The sequence below is a fragment of the Sphingobacteriales bacterium genome, from assembly GCA_016700115.1.
In the GTDB taxonomy this organism is placed as follows: domain Bacteria; phylum Bacteroidota; class Bacteroidia; order Chitinophagales; family UBA2359; genus UBA2359.
This window is the reverse complement of the sequence record CP064999.1, coordinates 1,671,583-1,693,008: the sequence shown is the minus strand read 5'-3', so window position 1 is coordinate 1,693,008 and position 21,426 is coordinate 1,671,583. Positions and strand designations below refer to the sequence as shown.

General features: G+C 41.9%; 15 protein-coding genes. 6 read left to right on the top strand and 9 right to left on the bottom strand.

Annotated features, from left to right (window positions below; genetic code table 11):
• Nucleotides 1-64: 64 nt before the first annotated feature.
• The 9 genes from rlmN to IPM47_05935 form a co-directional block, all read right to left on the bottom strand.
• Complete coding sequence (gene rlmN, locus IPM47_05975; GenBank protein QQS31398.1) at nt 65-1,120, bottom strand: 23S rRNA (adenine(2503)-C(2))-methyltransferase RlmN; 1,056 nt, start codon at nt 1,118-1,120, stop codon at nt 65-67.
• A 52-nt stretch (nt 1,121-1,172) separates the two neighbouring features.
• On the bottom strand, nt 1,173-2,036 hold the full coding sequence (locus IPM47_05970) for a UbiA family prenyltransferase (GenBank protein QQS30486.1): 864 nt from the start codon (nt 2,034-2,036) through the stop codon (nt 1,173-1,175).
• A gap of 592 nt (nt 2,037-2,628) precedes the next feature.
• Nucleotides 2,629-3,825 carry an ADP-forming succinate--CoA ligase subunit beta gene (gene sucC, locus IPM47_05965; GenBank protein QQS30485.1) on the bottom strand — a complete coding sequence of 399 codons (1,197 nt, stop codon included), beginning with the start codon at nt 3,823-3,825 and terminating at the stop codon, nt 2,629-2,631.
• A gap of 231 nt (nt 3,826-4,056) precedes the next feature.
• Nucleotides 4,057-4,425: a hypothetical protein gene (locus IPM47_05960; protein QQS30484.1), complete on the bottom strand. Its 369-nt coding sequence runs from the start codon at nt 4,423-4,425 to the stop codon at nt 4,057-4,059.
• A gap of 101 nt (nt 4,426-4,526) precedes the next feature.
• On the bottom strand, nt 4,527-5,531 hold the full coding sequence (locus IPM47_05955) for a hypothetical protein (GenBank protein QQS30483.1): 1,005 nt from the start codon (nt 5,529-5,531) through the stop codon (nt 4,527-4,529).
• Nucleotides 5,532-5,639: 108 nt separating this feature from the next.
• Nucleotides 5,640-6,380, bottom strand: a complete 741-nt coding sequence (locus IPM47_05950) for a hypothetical protein (GenBank protein ID QQS30482.1) — start codon at nt 6,378-6,380, stop codon at nt 5,640-5,642.
• A 201-nt stretch (nt 6,381-6,581) separates the two neighbouring features.
• Nucleotides 6,582-7,184, bottom strand: coding sequence for a hypothetical protein (locus IPM47_05945; protein QQS30481.1), 603 nt, complete (start codon nt 7,182-7,184; stop codon nt 6,582-6,584).
• 123 nt (nt 7,185-7,307) lie between these two features.
• Complete coding sequence (locus IPM47_05940; GenBank protein QQS30480.1) at nt 7,308-7,814, bottom strand: protease complex subunit PrcB family protein; 507 nt, start codon at nt 7,812-7,814, stop codon at nt 7,308-7,310.
• A 124-nt stretch (nt 7,815-7,938) separates the two neighbouring features.
• Nucleotides 7,939-9,159 carry a S8 family serine peptidase gene (locus IPM47_05935; GenBank protein ID QQS30479.1) on the bottom strand — a complete coding sequence of 407 codons (1,221 nt, stop codon included), beginning with the start codon at nt 9,157-9,159 and terminating at the stop codon, nt 7,939-7,941.
• A 258-nt stretch (nt 9,160-9,417) separates the two neighbouring features.
• Here IPM47_05935 and IPM47_05930 point away from each other — a divergent pair, with 258 nt between their 5' ends.
• The 6 genes from IPM47_05930 to IPM47_05905 all read left to right on the top strand — a co-directional run bounded on the left by IPM47_05930 (nt 9,418) and on the right by IPM47_05905 (nt 21,359).
• On the top strand, nt 9,418-12,714 hold the full coding sequence (locus IPM47_05930) for a CHAT domain-containing protein (protein ID QQS30478.1): 3,297 nt from the start codon (nt 9,418-9,420) through the stop codon (nt 12,712-12,714).
• 565 nt (nt 12,715-13,279) lie between these two features.
• A complete protein-coding gene (locus tag IPM47_05925; GenBank protein QQS30477.1) occupies nt 13,280-13,441 on the top strand; it encodes a hypothetical protein in 162 nt (53 codons plus the stop codon).
• A 237-nt stretch (nt 13,442-13,678) separates the two neighbouring features.
• Nucleotides 13,679-15,139, top strand: a complete 1,461-nt coding sequence (locus IPM47_05920; GenBank protein ID QQS30476.1) for a serine hydrolase — start codon at nt 13,679-13,681, stop codon at nt 15,137-15,139.
• 76 nt (nt 15,140-15,215) lie between these two features.
• Nucleotides 15,216-15,734, top strand: coding sequence for a GNAT family N-acetyltransferase (locus tag IPM47_05915; protein ID QQS30475.1), 519 nt, complete (start codon nt 15,216-15,218; stop codon nt 15,732-15,734).
• 528 nt (nt 15,735-16,262) lie between these two features.
• The gene (locus IPM47_05910; GenBank protein QQS30474.1) at nt 16,263-19,043 is read left to right on the top strand and encodes a hypothetical protein; all 2,781 of its coding nucleotides are present in this window, start codon (nt 16,263-16,265) and stop codon (nt 19,041-19,043) included.
• A 21-nt stretch (nt 19,044-19,064) separates the two neighbouring features.
• On the top strand, nt 19,065-21,359 hold the full coding sequence (locus tag IPM47_05905; protein ID QQS30473.1) for a T9SS type A sorting domain-containing protein: 2,295 nt from the start codon (nt 19,065-19,067) through the stop codon (nt 21,357-21,359).
• Nucleotides 21,360-21,426: the final 67 nt, after the last annotated feature.

Genomic DNA, 21,426 nt, shown 5'->3' with positions numbered 1-21,426 from the left:
TGTAGGATACTGAGTTCAGCAATGCTCAAAACAAGGGAAGATTTATGGTATCTTGTGATAGATTCTAATCTTTATTCGCTAATTGTCCGCACGCAGCGTCAATATCTTTCCCTCTGCTTCTTCGCAGGGTGGTAGTAATTCCTTTTTTTTCCAAATATTGCTGAAAAATTTCTAAGCGGTCTTCGGTTGTTTTCAAAAAATCAACTCCTTCGATAGTATTATATTCTATCAGGTTCACCTTGCAAGGCACAATTTTGCAAAACTCGGCTAACTGCCGGGCATCTTCTAAGGAATCGTTAAACAAATGAAAAACGATATATTCATAAGTAACAGGCCGTTTGGTTTGTGTATAGTAATAACGAAGTGCCTCTGACAAAACTTCTAATGAATTACTTTCGTTAATGGCCATAATTTGATTGCGTTTTTCGTCGTTTGCTGCATGGAGCGACAAAGCGAGATTAAAACGGGTTTGACCATCGGCAAGTTGTTTAATCATTTTTGCAATACCGGCAGTTGAAACAGTGATGCGCTGAGGTGACATACCTAATCCGTCCGGTTGGGTAATGCGGTCAATACTATTAAGGACGTTTTTGTAATTGAGGAGCGGTTCCCCCATCCCCATATAGACAATATTGCTCAAGGGCTGATGGTAATATTGTTGAGCAAGTCGGGCAATATGAACGACCTGATCGTAAATTTCAGCACCACTTAAGTTGCGCAACCGAGGTAAAAAACCGGTAGCACAAAACTTACACGCTAAACTACACCCCACTTGTGAAGACACGCAAGCCGTCATACGTCCGTCGGCAGGGATGAGAACGCCTTCTATGATATGACCATCAAACAAACGGAATCCTAACTTTACCGTTCCATCAATACTGCGCTGCTCTTTATCAATGACAACTGCATTGATGACAAAATTATCCGACAATTTATGACGAAGTTCTTTAGAGAGATTGGTCATTTCATCAAAAGAAGAAGCGGACTTTTGCCAAAGCCATTCATACACCTGATTTGCCCTGAAAGGCTTTTCGCCCATTTCAGAAATCAAAACCCTAAGCTCAGGCAGTGATAATTCCCGAATATCCTTTTTCTTGACCATAATTGTTTTGGCATCCATCATATTGCAAAGATACGGCAAAAAGCTTTAGTATGTGCAGAGGTAAAATCTGTCATAAGAACAACTCTGCCAAAACCAACAAAGCAAAGGCAACACTTGCAAACCCGTTGGTTGTAAAAAAGGCTAAATTGACCCTGCTTAAATCTGAAACGGAAACAAGTGTATGTTGATAAAACAACAATCCTAAAAATATAGCTGTTGCCACCCAATACCAAAAACCAAATCCGGCCAATATACCTGCACCCGTAACAAACATTGCGCTAATAAAATGCAGCATATCAGACAAATAAAGTGCTTTTTGCTTTCCCAACCAGGCAGGTATAGAGTTCAGCCCTTGAGTTTTGTCAAACTCTTCATCTTGCAAAGCATAAATAATGTCGAAACCACTTACCCAAAACAACACCACAAATCCAAATAAAACCGGCAGCAACTCAAACTTGCTGCTGACAGCCAAAAAAGCCCCTATGGGAGCTAAACCCAAACCAACGCCGAGAACAAAATGGCAAAGGGCGGTAAATCGCTTGGTATAACTATACCCCAACACCACCAACAAGGCCACCGGAGAAAGGTAAAAACAAAGTGGGTTGATAAACCAGGTTGTCGCTATAAATAACAAGCAATTGACCACCACAAACACTAAGGCACTTTGGGGACGAATAACCCCGCCCGGAATTTCCCGGATTACTGTTCTCGGGTTTTCTGCATCGTAGCGATAATCGGCATAACGGTTAAAAGCCATGGCCGCACTGCGCGCAAATATCATACACAACACCACCAACAATAGCTTATACCACTCAAAGGGATATTGAAAATGCCGCGTAGCCAGAAAAAAACCAATCACCGCAAACGGAAGCGCAAAAATGGTATGACTGAACTTGATTAAAGAGAGATAATTGTTAATTGTACGGGTAGCCATATTGGTGTTAAATCATTTTTTTTGATAACAAATATTTGATGGCGATTGTTGGGGGGATAAAATAGTAATTCGGCAAAACAAACTCCATATTGTATAAATTAAACCGCCGGAAATTAAGGAACTGTTTATGAATTAGTCGAAATATGGATGCTTCTGATGTCAAATTGATGTGTTTACCGTAATATATGGAAATTGTATTTTAAACGGCCTAAAAAGATATTTAAGCAGATATATTGGTAACTATAGATAGATTTTACTATTTCCGGTGTAATATTTGAAATACTCATCGGTTAAATTCTACACCGATGATTTTCAAATGCTTAAGCAAGGTAGCGTATAATGGGAGAGAATAACTGGAGTTACAAACAATGGCAGAATTGTTGGCGCATAACAAATCACCCAAGCCAAAGAAAATAAAACTAAGTTTCACAGTTTGGTGATTGGACAAAGTGGCAACCAACAAGTCATGAACAGTTTCGACAATAATTGGGTGTATAATACCCAAAAACCCGATAGCATCATTACCCTCGTCAAAAACCTACAAACAATAGGCTAATCTTATACCAATCAACTGCATATATGCAACAAATCCCTATCCCGCCAATATAGCCTGCACTTTTTCGGCGGCTTCTTTGAGCAGGATGGCGGATACTACTTTTAAGCCCGATTGGTCTATGATTTCTTTGGCGAGTTCGGCGTTGGTGCCTTGCAGCCTTACGATGATGGGGATGTTTACATTGCCAAGGTTGGTATATGCCTGAACAATGCCGTTGGCGACACGGTCGCACCGGACGATGCCTCCGAAAATATTGACTAAAATAGCTTTTACGTTCGGGTCTTTGAGGATGATCCTAAAACCTGCTTCCACAGTTTCAGGATTTGCTGTTCCCCCTACATCTAAGAAGTTGGCTGGCGCGCCACCTGCCAGTTTGATGATGTCCATAGTTGCCATTGCCAAACCTGCGCCGTTTACCATGCAGCCCACATTGCCATCGAGTTTTACAAAGTTCAGGTTATATTTTCCAGCTTCTACTTCGGTGGGGTCTTCTTCCAGTAAATCGCGCATTTCGGCTAAATGGGGCTGCCGGAACAGCGCGTTGTCGTCAATACTGACTTTTCCGTCAACGGCAATGATGCGGTCGTCGGAAGTTTTGAGCATCGGATTGATTTCTATAAGAGAGGCATCCGATTGGGTAAAAGCGGTATATAGTTTTGGCAAAAAGTGTAATAATTCTTTGTAGGCTTTGCCCGAAGTCAACCCCAGATTAAAGGCAATTCTTCGCGCCTGATAGGGCATGAGCGGCAGTCCGGCTTCTACCCATTCCTTGTGGACCAGGTCTGGTGTTTGCTCTGCTACTTCTTCAATATCCATCCCCCCTTCTGTTGAATAGATGATGACATTACGCCCGGAATCTCTGTCCACCAAAATACTCAGGTAGTATTCTTTGGTTTTTGATTCGCCCGGATAATAAACATCTTCCGCAATAAGCACTTTACGCACCAGTTTACCCTCTTCGCCGGTTTGTTTGGTTACCAATAACATGCCCAAAATTGCGCCTGCTTTTTCGCGCACTTCGTCTAAGTTTTTGGCCAATTTAACTCCGCCAGCTTTTCCACGTCCTCCGGCGTGAACCTGTGCTTTTACCACCACCCAACCGGTGCCGGTTTCCTCCTGCAACTGACGGGTAACAGCAACTGCTTCTTCCGGAGTATAGGCGATCATCCCCCGTTGAATGGGTACACCAAACCGGTGCATCAATTCTTTTGCCTGATATTCGTGTAAATTCATAATAGTGGATTTGTGATTGGCTTACTTTCTGAAAAACAAGCGCAAAAATAGGGTTTTATTATCCAAATAAAAATGAATAGCGCTTTTGGATGTAGAACATTGGTAATTTTTTTGTCAGAAATAAAGATGTTTCCATACAAATTATGGCGAAAAAACTAAAACCGCCCTGTTAGTTTTGTCACTAACAGGGCGGTTTTTTGGGGTAATTTTAAACTGCAATCTAGGAACCGCTTACCGGTCGGGACATTTGCCTTCGGTCCATTTTTTTACCCCTTTTTTGCGAGCCTGACATTCGTTTTCGTAAGTAATGCCATCACAGCCGCAAACGGGTTTCCATAAAAAGGTACAGTCTTCGTTGGGGTCTTTGACGGAAGACAGATCAACACAATCTTTTCCGACATTGGGTAGCGGAGTTTGAGGTTTGGGCGGTATATAGTCTGCAGGAGGAGTTGGGTCTTGTGTAGGTTTAGGTAAATCCTGGCTATTAACTGTCCGTTTTGTTGAGTTGTTTTCGCCACTGTTTTTAGAAGTATTGCAAGCCGAAACAAAAATTATCAGGCAAAACATGAATAGCGGGATGGAAATCAATAGTTTGCGCATAATGTTTGATTTATAGGTAATGAAAAGCAGCCACCGGCAGAAAAACAATTATGTTTTACTGCCGGTAGCTGCTTGTGTTAATTTATGCTAATCTATTTTGTTTATTGGCCTTTTCGCTCATTCGGATCGTTTTGTTTGTTGGGATCTTTATCAGCTTGGCCGGTTCGTGCTTGTTTGGAAATGCTTTTCACTTGTGATGGGTCGGGGTTGATGGCTTCGGGTGCTTTTTTGAGCATCGGAACAACACCTAAGAACGGTTGCTGTTCTTTTTTGCCATCTGCGCCGGTAACGGTTACAATAGTTTCAAAAAAGTAGGCCGGTTGAATATAGCTGTCGCCGCCATCGTAATACATTTTCTGAATGCTTTTGATTTGGGGCGAAACACCGGCACCAAAGTTGAAGTTAACCAACTGTCCGAACTCTTTTTGTGCATCTGCCTGAGATTTAATTTCAGAAGTATTTACTTTTCTGGCAGTAGTGGTTGGGCTTAATTCTTTCCATGATTTGGAAACGCCAAGAACTTCACCTTTATCACCAACATTAACAACAATTCTCGACCCGTTACCGGAAACCGGTACACCGTCAATTACACGGCCGTAGGTAAATGTTTGCATTTTGTCAATGATTTGTCCATCGTCTGCTGATGATGCGCGCAACCCACCTGCATGGATTAGCTTCAATTCACTCAGATTTTTCGGGTTTAGATCGTTATCTGCCAAAAACTTTTCGGCATTTTTTTGAGCTGTTGCCACATCTGCTAATCTGGGTTTGAAGTCATCTTCATAGCTTTTAGTGCTTTTGCTGAAGGAAAGGCGACCTTTTGCAGAATTGGTAAGGAGATATTCTGTAGCATCATTTTTGTTTTGAAAGTTCACATCGGTGCCATTATTGGAAATTTTTTGACCTGCGGTATTCAAACGACCCGATAATTTGCCAACTGCGGATAGTTTAGCTACCGGTGCTTTATCTAATGTGAGAACCGAAAGGTTATCGTCCTGAAAATAGTCAATCACCGGAGGTGGCGGTGCCAATTGTAAACTCATAAAGCCAAAATACGCTCCTATGGTAATAAAAACGGTTATAGTTAAGAAAAGATGTTTTTTCATGATTTTGTAAAAATTAAATTTGAAAAGATACTAATTGATTCTTCTTGTGCTTAAGTGAAATGGAATTCTACTGTGTGCTTTAAATTTTTCCGATTCCAGGAAATGTTTTTAATACTGCCAGTAATTCCACATACCACCACAACCGGCAGCCGGTTTTGAAGGATAGTTACCCAACCTGGCAGAATAGGAACCTGAGGCTACTACACAAGAAGCCCATCCGGGATATGGAGAGCCGTCACTCATATTGGGATTAAATATCCAATAGCGCTCGTCGTCAATACTGCTAAACCAGGCATCTTTAACCGTCCAGTTGGCTTTCAGGCGGGCTGAAAAGTCAAAGGGTATGTCAGTGTGTGCAGCAGAAGCTAAACTGCGGAATCCCAAAAGCATACGTAACCCTTTGAACATGCTGCAATAGGGTGTCCACCAAGACGAATTTTCCGGGGCTGAAACCACAGTTTGACAGGAGAAGAAAATCATAAAGTCGCACCAGGAATCGCCCAAAGGCATATTTTGAACGTGGGCACCGCTGCCGGCAGCCATCCAATAGCTTGAGCCATGTCCGCAGTAAAACGATACATCTTCATAGTCCACATACGAATTGTTGCTGGTTGTGAACATGTAAGGTGCAGCGTAGTAGTATTGGTCTTTGCGATACTTGTGGCTGCCGATGGTCGGATTTGACGAAAAGGCGTTTACAAAGTGCCAGCAGTTGTAAATCATGACATCCTGATAAGAGCCATCACCTACATAAGAACCTACGTAGTGTTGTGCACTGTTGGCCGGTTTGCTGTTAAATAGCGCAACAAATAACGCCAGAACCAGTGTGAGTCTGAAAATTGTTTTCATGGTAAAAAATTGTTTGTTGTGAAAATGAAACCAAATATTCGGTTGTATTTTTTTATCAGTTAGAGTGTCAGAAAGGATGGTAATAAACGAAAGAATCACCGTTATTACTTACTAATACTTTTGAAGCGGTTACTTTGTTACTGAATTGCTGTAATAAGATTGATTTTTCCTTGTTATTGGACAATTATTTAACAAACTGCTTTAAAGTTTTATGGTCAGCTCGTCGGAGTAGTTGTTGTTTTCGTATTGCTCGAGAACTTTGTTATAAGCCGGCAAGGTTTGTTTGGGGCAATCCGCATCTATATATAACCTTACTTTGACTTGTTTTTGCGATACAGGAACGGTTATCTGCATTGTTCCATTGACCGTTCGCGAATTTCCGGCAGATAACGGATCAAATTTATCGCAGTTGGAATAGGTGTAAGCATAGGCACCTGTTTTTTCGGCCATAAAAAATTCAGACATCAAATCACATTCCGTGCTTTTGGAATTGCCTGTATTTTGGACCACTGCCTGATAGGTAGCCTTATAGACGTTGTAACTGCTGCCGCCTATTGTGGTTGTTTTGACAAAAGTGCTACTTTTAACAGAAAATGAACTGATTTGCAAATCGGGCAAACTTGTGTTGACCTCCATTGATGCACTTTTCAGAAATCGTCCGTCATTGGGAAGATATCTGGTTTTTCCCGACATTGAACCGGTGGAAGAGGTATCTGAATAATTGATGCCGTCCTGAGCTTTCAGGCTTCCGCAAAACAAAACAAAAAGAGTTGTCAATAATAATAGTAATATCCGGTTTTTCATACTTGAAGATTGATTTTTAATAAAGGTATAAAATATTGCTTGCAAAGTATCAACTTATTCGTGCTTTTTTTACGAAAATTTTCTAATTCAAAAATTTAGAAGTTAAAAACTCAACTCAAAGCGTTAGTTACAGGGAACTTCTTCGGTAGCTGAATTGAATACTGCATTTTCCGGTTTAAATTGAAGCACGCTTTCAAATTGGTAAGGATATTCGATAGCGGCTGAGGTGATACAGTTTGAACCTGGTTTCAGGTGTTTGACCGTGATATTAGTTGCATCATTTTGTGGTTCTACGGGGCCGATTTTAAGGGTATGGCCTCCGGTGCTAACTTCCCCTGCAAAAGCAGCAATTACCCAATATTTACCAAAATCTATTTCGGGTTTTTCGGGGAGCGGTATCCTGCCGTTAAAGGCTTCATTCCATACAGTTTCCCATTCTTCCTTATTTTTTATCAGTTTTTGTGAGGCAGATTTTATGGCACATTGATTTCCGGCTGTGATGGTTGATGTTTCTATGGGTCCGGAATTTTTAGTCCGGTTTTCTGTTGGTGGAGGGTTGTTTCCGGTTTGGTTGCAGGAAAACAAGGTGGTAAGTATTGCCAGCATGAATAAGGAGAATAACTTTTGCATCGTATCTGGTTTTTTAAGAATGGTGAATGGTAGTTGTTTTGGCGAAAAATAGCTGGGAAGTAAATCCTTAAGGGCAATTGCCTGAACAATTGCCCTTGAAGGATGCCTGATAAACTTTCAGGAATTAGCGACGCGCTATCGGATAGTTAGCTCCGCCACAGTTTACATTGCCTGCACTGATTGGGGGAGCATTTCTTGCATGAATAACACCGGCAACTACCGGAGAGGCCATTGAAGTACCGTTCATGGTGGTATAACCGCCGTTTTTGTGAGTTGAATAGACACTGGATCCAACGGCTACCCAGTCCACAGAATTACCCCAGTTGGAGAACCCAGAACAAGCATTGGCACAGGTAATAGAACCTACGGTGTAAACTCTGTTGCCATTGATACAACCGGGAAGGTTGAGGTTTGCATTAGCCGATTCATTACCGGCAGCCATCACCACATAAGTACCGGCGTTTCCAAGATTGAAAATGGCATCGCGCAAGGCAGGGTTAGAGTTTTGGCAATTTGCATATCCATACGCCTCAATACTCATATTGACCACATCGCCCGGTATGTCATACATTGCCACATGGTTCAGCCCGGAAATGATGCCACTGAATGAACCTGAACCTGAATTGGACAACACTTTAACAGGAACTACTCTTGCACCTGAAGATACGCCTACAACACCGATACTGTTGTTTTTGGCGGCGGCAATACCTGCAACATGCGTACCGTGTCCGTGCCCGTCTTCAACGGTTTGACCGGCTATGAAAGATTTTGCATAAGTAGCGCTGGTTTGCACGTTCAAATCAGGATGGTCTAAATCAATTCCGGTATCCAAGATCCAAATCCAGGTTGCTTTTGAAGAACCGTCAACCGGTCCACCGGCTTTGGTTACGGCACAAGTGGTGGTTTGTGCATAAAATGAGGCTTCTTCTTCACACTCGTCATAGCTTGTATAATTGGAAACAATCTGTACTTCATAATCCTGATAAACTCCTTCTACATTGGGATTGGCGCGCAAAGATTTGACTTCGTTGTCATTGAGTTTTGCAGTGAAACCCGACAAAATGTCGGCATACTCAAATACAATAACGCCTTGTTTCAGATTGCTTTTTGAGGCAACTTCTCTTACTTTGGTCAGGTTGGCAGTACGTGCAGTTTTAGATTGAAGTTCTTTGCTTTCTCTGTCGGTAGTGGCAGCTCGTTTTTGGTTGATTACCGGTTTGGCAACGTCTTCTTTAAGAACAACGATAAATTGTCCGGGAATGGGTTTGGGTTCGGATCCTTTTTGGGCGAACACAGAATTAACTACAAAAATCAACAGCATGAAAGTTAAAAATGCTTTTTTCATAAGGCTTCTAAAAAATTGGGGGTTAATGAATGGATTAAAGATTATTTTACGGATAAAAAATTGTGCAAACCTGATTTGTGTGAACCTGTCAATCTGTTTCAGTTTGTTGCACGTTCTTAATACTTCCGTTTTTTTCAGTTTGTTACCTGATTTGTTAAATTTTTTTAAAAATAAAAATTGACCTGTCTGACCCAAGCTCTTGATTTTTAAAAATTAAAGCAATACTTTTGTAATATCAGGTTATCAAGCAGCACTCCTATGTCCCTAACCCCTCAAAACAATGAGGCACATATTGCCCGATATGAGGCAGAACAATTAAGCCTTGCGCAAAAATTGTTTGAGGAAGGGGCGTTTTCAGAAAGCATTGATATTTGCAAAAAAACCATCCAGTTACTGAGGTCATCAGAAAATTGGGAACAGTATGTAGCAGGGCTACTCCTTTTGGGCAAAAATCTGTCAGGGCTTGCCAAGTGGCAGGAAAGTTTTGAAACGGGAATGAAAGCGCTGAAAATTTCTGCCGAACATCTTGGGGAAGAACATCCTTTAACAGGAGATATTTACAACCTAACCGGCAAAGCTTCTTTAAAGATGTACAAGCAAAAAGAAGCTATCGGATATTTTCAAAAATACCTGACGATCAGGGAAGCTCAATCGGGAAAAGAAAATCCCGATGTATTGGCTATAATTGATACAATAGGGCTTGTTTATTGCGAAATTCGGGATTTTGAAAAGGCTATTGAAGCGTTTACTTTTTGTATGAATACCCGCATTCAGACCCATGGCCAAATTCATCCTGATATAGCCATTAGTCATAAAAATTTCGGTATCGCCTATTATTATAAAGGAGATTTAGAAAAGAGCCTGTACCATTGTCAGCAATGTCTCGACATCAGTTTGCAAACAAATGGCGAACTCCATATAATAACTGCCGTCAGCTATAACAACCTCGGCAATATTTACTGGAACAAAGGCAATTACAACAAAGCCATTTCACATTGCAAAAAGTCTTTGGCAATTCAATTGCAAATTGCCGGAGAATCAGATAGCGGAACTGCCGACAGCTACCACAATATCGGGAACGCCTATTATTCAAAAGGTGACTTTGACCGCGCCATCAGTTATTGTGAAAAAGGGCTACAAATACGGTTAAAGGTACTCGGAAATTTTCACCGTTCCACCGCGGTGAGTTATCACAACCTCGGCGCGGCATACTGGAGCAAAAAACAGTTTAAACAGGCAATTACCTACTACGAAAAGAGTTTGCAAATCCGTTTACACCTATTTGGCGAGTTGCATCCTGACACAGCGAGCAGCTATCAAAATTTAGGAGCGCTTTATGAAGCACAAGGCGATTTTTCTCAGGCCATTTATTACGGCAACAAAAGCCTCGAAATCAGGTTAGCCACCATCGGGGAGATCCATGCCGATACAGGAAGCAGCTACCTGAACATCGGAACTTCGCAACAAGGTATCGGCAATTTGGACGAAGCCATCGAAAATTATCAGAAAAGCCTGAATATCTGGCTGCAAACATTTGGGAAAATTCACCCCGCAACTGCCAAAAATTATCTGAGTTTGGGTAAAGCCTATAAGGAAAAGGGCAACTATGAACAGGCGGTTTATTATTATCAACAAGCGCTCCAAAGTATAGTCCGAAACTATACCGAAGAATCCCCTTACCGGCAAATTGTTCTTCAGCAATATAACTCACCGGGTTGGCTGCTGGCAGTCTTACAGGAAAAAACCGATTTGCTGTATCATATTTACCAAACCCAGACCCGGCAGCCTATAGACCTATTGGCAGCATGGCATACCAGTTCGGTGTCCTCGCAACTTTTAGACCAAATGCGACAAAGCTATCGCGCCGAAGGCAGTAAACTAACGCTGGCTCAAAGTGCCCAAAAAGTACATACCCAAGCCATTGACCTCTGCTGGAAAATCGCCGAACTTCAACACCTTTCACTGCAAGAAGATTTTAACCGCCTTCAACAGTTGAATCCCGAACATACATTGCCGGTTCCTGAAATGGCTTTTCAATACGCTTTCAGATGTTCCGAAAAAAGCAAAGCTGTGGTTTTGCTCGGCAACCTGATTGACAAAGAAGCGCGGTTTGCCGCCGGCATCCCCGCCTATCTTTTAGAACAGGAGTATCACCTTCGCGTAGAAACCACTTATTTAGAAAAGCAAATCGCAGAAGAAGAAAGCAAATTTAAGCACAATCAAAATGAGGAATTGCTGACCAACTGGAAAACCCGCTATTTCGAATGTAAACATCAGTATGATGCATTGGTCGAGCAATTTGAACATCAATATCCCGACTATTATGTGCTGAAATACCAAACCGATACTGCCGCTATATCTGATTTGCAACAAACCCTTTCCTCCGATACCTTCCTGCTCGAGTATTTTATCACGCAACAATATATCTATCTGTTTGCCATAAGCAGCAAGGGGTTTAAGGTGATGAAAATAAACAAACCTGCCGAGTTTGAAGAAGATGTAAAAGACTACCTCTATTTTGGGATTGGTACAAGCGGCGGACCTTCTCAGACTACCATTAAAGAGTTTCGCGAGTTTTCATACCTGCTCTATCAAACGCTGCTTCAGCCTTTGTTTGAAACTTTCCAAATCCCTAAAAACAGCCACTTAATCATAATTCCGGATGGCATTTTACATAGTCTGCCTTTCGAAACCCTGCTTACCCAAGCCGCAAACCCGGGTTCAGACTATCATCAACTCCCCTATTTATTGCTGGATTACGGCATTAGCTATCATTTTTCTGCCACACTTTGGCTGCATCAGGAGCGCAAAAAACAGCATCGAACCCCTGTTAAACAAGGAGGGTTTTTAGGGTTAGCTCCTGTATATAAAGCAGAAAACAAAACCAAACGCCATAGAACGGTCAGCGAAGTGCTTACCGGTTTGGAACAATCCCTGAAGACAACAGACAATGCCAACACCATTTCTAACCCTGATGCGGATGGCTTTTTGGGATGGAAAACCCTGCCATTTTCGGAAATAGAAATTCAAACCATCGAAAAATTGTTTACCGGACAAGGGTTAGCAGCAAAAACCTTATTACATCAGGCTGCCACCGCAACCAATTTTAAAACCTCTGCAAAGCATTACCAATACCTGCACATTGCGGCACATGGCGATTTTGACGAAGCACACCCCGAACTAACTGCCCTGATTTTAGCGCCGGATGAATCAGCACAATCTGACCCGATGTTTTATATGTCGGATGCCTATAACCTGCAACTCAATGCCGAATTAGTCGTTTTGAGCTGTTGCGACACCGGAGTTGGCAAAGATGTTACGGGCGAAGGAGTCATGGCCATGAACAGGGCGTTTCTGTATGCCGGAGCAAAAAACGTAGTGTTTACCCTGTTTAAAGTTGCAGACGAGGAAAGCAGCCTGCTCACTCAATACCTTTTTTCCAATATCCTGAAACAAACCCCTCCGCTTCATGCCCTCCGTCAGGCAAAACTCGAGATGATTCGTTCGGGCTTTCTGCCCATTTACTGGAGTGGTTATGTGTTAGTCGGAAACTGATAAAAGCTGCAAGTCCGGTTTTACCGGTTTTTGAACAGTTGCAAAGCCCCAATTCGCCCCTGCAATGACTTAATTCACCCCTGTAAAAGTTTATTTCACCCCTGCATCAGGTTAATGCACCTTAGCAATAACTTAAAGTTCCCCTGAATTACATTAAATCGCCTCTGCTTTGCTTTAAATCACCCCTGCATTAAGTCAATGTCAACCTGCAAAACTTTAATTCACCCCTGCATTGCTTTAAATCGCCCCTGCATTAAGTCAATGTCAACCTGCAAAGACTTAACTCACCCCTGCAATAACTTAAAGTTCCCCTGCAATAAGTCATTGCGCCGTTAAAATTCTGCGAAAATCTGCGTTATCTGCGGGAAAAATAATGCTCCTCTGTAAAATGACCTTGACAATTCCTGTTTTTAGGCTAAATCTTTTCTTACAATGGTTAGTCTTGTGGTTTAGCTGATCTTTTGATTCTTGGGCGGGTGTTTTTTGTATTTTTGTCGTTGTTTACTTTTTACCGAGCGGAAATTTTTTAATTGAAAAATAGACTTACAGTATAAAGCCGCTTGAAATGAGTGAAACAAGCAGCACCTATTTTTTCGGCACATCTCCGGCAGGATTTTACCGTTTTATCGCACGATATGTCGTCTTTCAACACGCTGATCATGGCAACGATACGATAAGCGGGAATGCCGGTATCTTTAGCGGTATCCTCCAATTTTGCCCAACTTGAAACTAACAAATTCTTGATCGCCTAAATCAACTCTCTTTGCATGTATTCGGGTCTGCAAAGCGAAAGGGCTGAAGATACCGGTACAACCGGTGTTTAAAACGCTTTTTGAACAGAATCAAGAAACAATTATCTTTCCGGCTAAAATAGCCTTAGCGTTTGAAAAATCAGACCCGTTGGTAACCCGGCAAAGTACTGCATGATTTTTTTACTGTACTTTCAGCAAATTTGCAAACATAAATGAAACGAATATTTTTCTCCATTTTCCTGTTTCTTACCTGCATTTCTATATTATACGGTCAAACAAGAAATGACAAAAAGCAGTGGAAACGCATCAAAACCTATCTTTCAAAAATTGAAAAAGCCGGGTTTAATGGTGCTGTCCTGATAGCCCTGAATAACGGGCAAATGCTGTCAGAAGGATATGGGTTCAGCAACATGGAAACAAAAACTCCGAACAAACCCAATACGGTTTTTGACATCGGTTCTTTGACCAAGCAATTTACGGCAGCAGCAATTTTGAAATTGGAAATGCAGGGCAAACTTTCAACAGAAGATGCGATTACCGCCTATTTTAACAATATTCCTGCCGATAAGGAGGGCATCACCATTCACGATTTGTTGCGGCATCAATCGGGGTTGGTCAGCAATGTGGGTAAAGACTACGAAAAAATTACCGACGACGAGTTTCTGCAAAAAGTATGGTCTTCAGAACTAAGATTTCAAGCCGGCACCAACTTTTCCTATTCAAACATCGGGTATAGTTTGTTGGCGATGATTATTGAGAAAGTATCCGGTCAATCCTACGAAACCTGTTTGTACGAGAACCTCTGGAAGCCCGCAAACATGGAAATGACAGGCTATATAAGACCAAAATTCGACCCCAACCAAATTGCAAGAGGCTATGACCGGAATGATGCAGACTGGGGAAAACCAACTGACAAGGCATGGGGAGATACCGCCCCTTACCGGCATTTGACAGGCAACGGCGGAATCCTCTCCACCACTGAAGACCTCTATAAATGGCATCAGGCTTTGATGAGTTCCAAAATTTTGTCTGCCGAAGCAAAACAAAAACTCTATCACCCGAAACTACGGAACTCCGAATCGGAAACATCCTATTATGCTTATGGATGGGATGTGTTTAAAACCTGCAAAAACACCCTGCGCGTTTGGCACAATGGCACCAACCGCATTTTTTATGCCGATTTTATGAGATTTATTGACGAACAAATCACCCTGATCTCCCTGTCAAACAAATCTCATCCGGTTTTCGACCAATTGAATTTTGAAATTTCAAAAATGATATCAAATCCAAACTATGACCCCGAAATTCCGGCAGCCGACAACCCCATAAACCGGAAATTTACCGCCCAAATCATGGAAACCATTGAACATCATGGCTTGCAAAAAGCAAAAACAGCCTATCTAAACAAAAAAAAGTCAGAACAACTATTGGAATACCAAATGCGAAACGAAGGGTTTAACCATATTGACAACGGTCAACCCGGTATTGCCATTCAGATTTTTGAACTGAATGTGTTTGCATTTCCCAATTCTGCCAAAGCCCTGCAAGGACTGGGAGAAGGGTTTGTTGAAACCGGAAACAAAACTGAAGGACTGCAATACCTCAAAAAAAGCCTGCAACTAAATCCTGATAATCCCTTTGTAGCAACATTGATAAAAGACCTTGAAAATTAACTGCACTGTTTCGGGTATTTGTTGAGGAAACTTCCAAAACAAAGCAGACATTTAAAATACCAAATCCAATAAAAAAATGGAACATGTTGACATCCTAAAAGCAACATCAGGCGATATTGCCTCACTGTTGCAAATAAGCAGACAAACCTTCCTCGAAACCTTTGCGGAACATAACACAACAGAAAATATACAAAAATATCTGGAAGACAGCCTTTCAGAGAAAAGTCTGACCGAAGAACTCAACAATATACATTCTGAATTTCATTTCGCTGTGTCTAACCAACGCATCATTGGTTATCTGAAACTGAATTATGGCCCGGCACAAACTGATTTGAAGGACGAAAAATCCCTCGAAATAGAAAGAATCTATGTTCTGAAAGAATACCACGGTCAACAAGTCGGACGGTTATTATTTCAACATTCATTAGAGCGGGCAAAAAAGGCAAATGCTCAATATATATGGTTGGGTGTTTGGGAAAAAAACCTGAAAGCCATTGCCTTTTATAAAAAAATCGGATTTGTAGCGTTCGACACTCATGTTTTCATGTTAGGAGACGACAAACAAAAAGATATTTTGATGAAATTGATGTTATAATCTTTGCCGCCTTTCAGGATTTGTAAGAATTGAGTGAAAAGTGAAAAATTAAAAACTAAAAGCAAGAAAACCCTGAAAGGGTTGAATATGAATAGCCGTAGGTGAAACCTACGGAAATGAGTGAAATAGCCCCCATCTGCCGGAGGCGTTGTCTTGGCACGCGGTAAGGTGGCGGTGGTGTGGCAGGATGGTTAAAACCTCATAGTTTTGGCAAAACTATGAGGTTTGACCTAAACAAGCAACCCGAATTAAAAAATCTTCGTTTCGTTAATGAAAGCAGGTATCTGAGGTTAAAAAAACTTTTTTCAAAAAAAAATGAAAAAAAGTGCGATTCTAAGCTGATTTTTTTCTGTGAAAAGGAATAATATAAGTAATGCACCCCAAAAACCCTATCTTAGCTGAATGATAAACCGATTATGATATATTTGTTCCACCAACCAAACTTTATTTATTATAAAAACAAACCAAAACCCGCTTTTTCGCTTTGTAGCGATTGTTTGCATTAGTTTAATTTTTAATGGGGGGGGGGTGAATAGCCTCTATGCTCAAGACGAGACACTGTTTAATATGCTCAAAGTTTATGACCGACATGGAACTGTATATGATTTAGAAGTTATAGTCCACCCTGTTGACCGGCAAATTGCTGAATGTAACAACACAGGTGGCACATTCAATTTTCAATTGGCCTATGAAGATTATGGTACAGGAACTGGATTTTATGACCCTGTAAATGGACAGGCAGCACGACAGGTAGTTTGTCAGGTTATGACAGATTTGTCGCATTATATTGTGGCAAAAACAGGAAAATGTTCAGACCAAATACCAACCCTTCGCATTTTAATAAAAACTTCATCTTTTTCTCCACTAACTTCTCCGCCCGAACTCAACTTTTTGGGAGAGGGTTCGCCCTATTACTACAATCATGCAAGTGCCGACCAAAGTACGCCCTCTTGGGCGCACGACAATGTGTGGCGCACACTGAACGGAGGTGAGGACAATACTGTTTTGCCCCCTTATGCGTTTTCGGGAGAAGATTCATACCATGGTTTCATGCAATTTAACTTAGACCCAAGCCTGAATTGGAATTTTAACCTCAATACCCCGCTTACACAAAATAATGACGACATAAACTTTGGACCAATTCGTTTAGAGTTTTACCAATGTGTACTCCGCGCTGCCCTGCAAATGTTGGGTATTCACTCGTTTATGCAATCTGACGGCAGTAGCAACATTACAAATAATGCAACCAACCAGCCCGGCTTATATACCCGATTTGACAGTTACCTTACAGATGCCAACGGCCTATACCTGCTTACCTATGATGCTTGCTTTCAGGCACAGCCGGACCCAACTGCAATTTTTAACATGCAAACCCCCTGCACCGGTGTTTTTTTTAATGCTAACAGCAATACGACACCAATTTATACACCTTCAACTTGGCAGCCGGAAATTAGTCTTAATTACTTGGGCGATGCAGACCCTACTAACTGTGGCGCTTATGTGTTAAGTAAAAGAATGACAGGACCTGTAATTAGAGTTCCCACCGATGCCGAGGCGCGAATTCTTTGCCAATTAGGCTACGAAATAGACGGTACTTATGGAGTAATGCCTACCACACCCGCTATCACATATAGCTGTTCGGAAAATAATGCCGGTGCAGGGGTGGACGACGGCGGTGCGCTTTGTGCTACTTTCATCTTTTCGTGCCTGTCCGATGCGTCTATTTCAGTTTCTGAATTATTGGAAAACGATTGGAATGTGACTGGCATTTCCTGTGTACAAGGGATTAGCGAAAATGTAACTGTGAATTTATCGTGTTCAAATGTAGTTATAAGCTCTGCAAACCCGGGGTGGAATGTGTTTAGCTACCTGCCGCATAATACAAGCGCTATACCCGGCAACCCCACGTTTGTCTATTTTCAATTAGGTTACTGCGGCAATTGTACGGCAGAATACCTCGAACCCTGCAATCTTGTATGCAACCCCGCTCTTTCTCAACCCGTTCCGGCCTGCGAGCCATTTGCACAACCAAGCGGTAGTTTTACTCCCTTTCTCAACTTATGCACACAGTTTCCGGGCTGGGCATCCATAGGAAGTGCTTTTTGGTTTGCCGACTGGACAGGAGGAACTTTTATACCCACACCGGGCGGTCTAAACCCAATCGGGTCAGACCCGACCCTATCCATGTTGGGATTTCGGAGTGCTTTTACTCAACCGGCATGTAATCCCAACAGTTTTTCGGGAACTGCATTGCAGACAGAAATTAGCTTAGCACCCGGAAACTACCTCTTTTCCTTTCACTATGCATCAGATAAAAATATTGATATAACTCAGATTCCTGAATGCGAACAGTTGGCTGAAATCCAAGTAGCACTCACTACCGATGCATGGATTAATGGAATGTCAACAATTCTTTCCCCTGCTACTTGGTGGGCTAATTGCAGGCAACTGTCGAACGATCCGGCTGAAATGTCCGAAATTTTCTCTGATGCCAATGTGGAAACAGAATGGCGGCAGGGAGTTGCTTGTTTTAGCACAGAAAATACCTACAATCGCCTCCTTATTTACGGAATAACGCCAAATATTGATAACTGCGGCATACAAGCACTCATAGATAGGGTGGACATTATCCCAGATATTTTCCCTCTCGAAAACAACCAAATTACAGCCGAATGCAACTTGCCCACTCTTATTGGCGACCCAAATATATGTACCGAACAAGTACCCTATCTTGCCTATCAATGGTATCGGTCGTTTAACTGCAATAATGTGTGGACGCTAATACCCGGGGCAACTGCAACCACCTATACCGCACCCGCCAATGAGCATACCGGCTGTCATTGTTACAGATTAGACCGCTTTTTTATTGATAATTTTCTGCCCTCGCCACCAACCTCACAAAGTGGCTGTTTTAATCGAACTGCCAACTATACGGTTTGCACCGATTGCTGTTTGCAACCACCGTCTTCTGATTTTTCTGTGCCCGCCGCCTTATGCCTCTTCGACCAGCCCTGGAACCTAAACCCTGATGATCCAAACGGCAGTTGGACGGGCACAGGAACTGTGCAAAACGACCAGTTCGATCCCGCCCAAGGCCCGGGTGATTTTGAACTTATCTATACTGTAAATAATAACCCCGAATGTCCCGAAAGTACAACCACAGCTACTATCACAATTGACCCCGAATGTTGTTTGGATAACCTCAACTATACCGTTACCCCCAATTCCAATGTGCCTCAAATAACCCAAGTTGACGGACGAACTGCTTATGTGGTCAGTTCTCCATTAGGTACGCCCATAGTAAACTAGAATGACAACAACAACCCGTTTATGTTGCCACCATTTAATCTCAACGGCTCAGACCCTATTCTGTTTACGGTAGATGTTGTGGTACCGGCCGGCATAACCCTAAACATAACCGATATGCAACTCTTTTTTATCGGTAAAAACCGGATACTGGTACAACGAGGTGCTATTTTAAACATTACAGACGACTATGACGGTACGCCCACCCTTCTCAAAGGATTGTGCAACACCGTTTGGCAAGGCATACAAGTAGAAGGTCCGGGCATGGGCATTGAACGTAATACAAGCCCGTTAGATCCCGTAATCGTCAGTTCTAACTTTGGTGAAGTTAGAGTGAGCGGCAATGTGCGCATTGAAGATGCTATTTTCGGAATTGTAGCTATGTCACTTCCATTTATGGATACCGATAATGTTATAGCAGACTTGAGTGTGTTTCCGAATCCGCTTATTCCTCAGAACTCGGGAATTCCTAATGTCACCTTCTTCTATGCGGCGTTATATAATTATTTTTTAGCGACATCTGCCATATCAACTACAGGTGGGGCAGTAAAAATAAATACCGGCACCACCTTTTTCAATTGCTTCGAAGGTATAAATATGAGTTTATATAAAGGGAATCCCTGTAATTTCGGAAGCGGTTGTTACAGCTACATTATTGGCGCAGAATTTTATTCCAATGTTTTACCCTTTCCATTCAATACGCATTTGCAAACACAAAATACCGAAGCAGGCATACATCTTGTCAATTATGAACACCTGAATATTTTAAACAACAATTTTCACCATCTTAAGTACGGAACAAGAGGTGTTCATGTTACCAACATTAACTTTTTTAACAACAATATACAAAACATAAAGGCAGGTGTTTCTATTGGTAACTCCGCACTTAGCCCAATAGGGCAGAACATCAGAATTGTTCAAAACAATTTTGACTGGTGTGAAATACCTATTCAATGCGGTGCAGCACATGTGCTAATTCAAAACAATGCCATCAACCAAAATACACCCGTTTCATTGCCTGTCTTGCAATGGAGCAGAGTGGGTATATTTTTAATGGGCGGCACGGCATTGGTAACCGACAATCAGGTTTATAGGGCATACAGAGGGGCAGCGCTTTTATCTTGTGACTTACCCAACAATTTTATACGCAAAAACCGATTTGAAAGCGTGCTTACAGGAGTAATGCTTTATGGCAATAATATAGGAGTGCAATTAGAATGTAACGATTTTTACAGATACGGTTTAAGCATTGCAGCCGGCGATTATACCATAAATAGCATCCTTCAGGAAGCAGGGGTCGTTTTCGACCAAGGAGATTGTGATCCTTCAACTCCAATCGGTATGCCTTCCGATAACCGCTTCTACCCTACTTCGATATATGCTAATTCCTTGTTCTCGTCTATTAATAGCCCAACCTCTGTTTTTAATTACTACTACCGGAATGAAACTGCCCATATACCCCAAAACTACCCGCTCGGTAATTATGGAACGGCTACAGTGGCAGTGTGTGGAGGTACTGTATTGCCCTATTCTCAACATTGTCAAGACGGACCGCAACTGGTACGCGAAGATGAAGATATTAAAAATATGGCAGACGGACGCGAGAAAGACGAGGAAATGATGCGCAAAATCTATTATTACACCGAAACTGGTAATGAAGATGCCGCATTCAATCTGCTTGAGGATATAGACAGCTACCTTACCAAACGTTTGCTGCTGCCTCAGTACCTGAAAGACAGTGTTTTTGAACAAGCGCAAAATCTGCTTAACGCCCTGCCCGATTCCCGCGAAGAGGAACAGCAATTTAAAGAACTGTATCAAATCTACAAAGAACTGTACGAAACAGGAAATACGGTATGGAGTTTAACTCCCGAACAGGAAAATACTGTGCGCAGTATCGCCGCTACCTATACCAAAACCTCTTTCGATGCCCGCAATCTGCTCTTGCTGCTTTATGGCGAAGAATATGTAATCCAACTGCCCTTGCTGCCCGAAGAAGCCGCTATGGAAGAACACTTGCAAAGTATAGCCATACAGTTCAAAGCTTCGGAACAAACCACGCCATTGGGCTATACCGTAAAAGTTTACCCCAATCCCGCAAAAGACCAGTTGTTCTTTCAACTGCCTTTTACACCGGATAAGAGTCCATTTAATTTGGAATTATTGGACTACACCGGAAAAATTGTAAATTCATTCAAAACAGAAGCCGGCAAAACTTTTGTGCTCGACTTACCGGCTTTATCGGGAGGTATTTACTTCTATCGTCTATACCAAAACGGAGCAGCTCTTGCTAATGGCAAATTTGTTGTAACACATTAAGTTTTGCTTTACAAACCTGTAAAAAACAATGTAAATATTTACAGGGTTACACAATCTTCAACCTTTT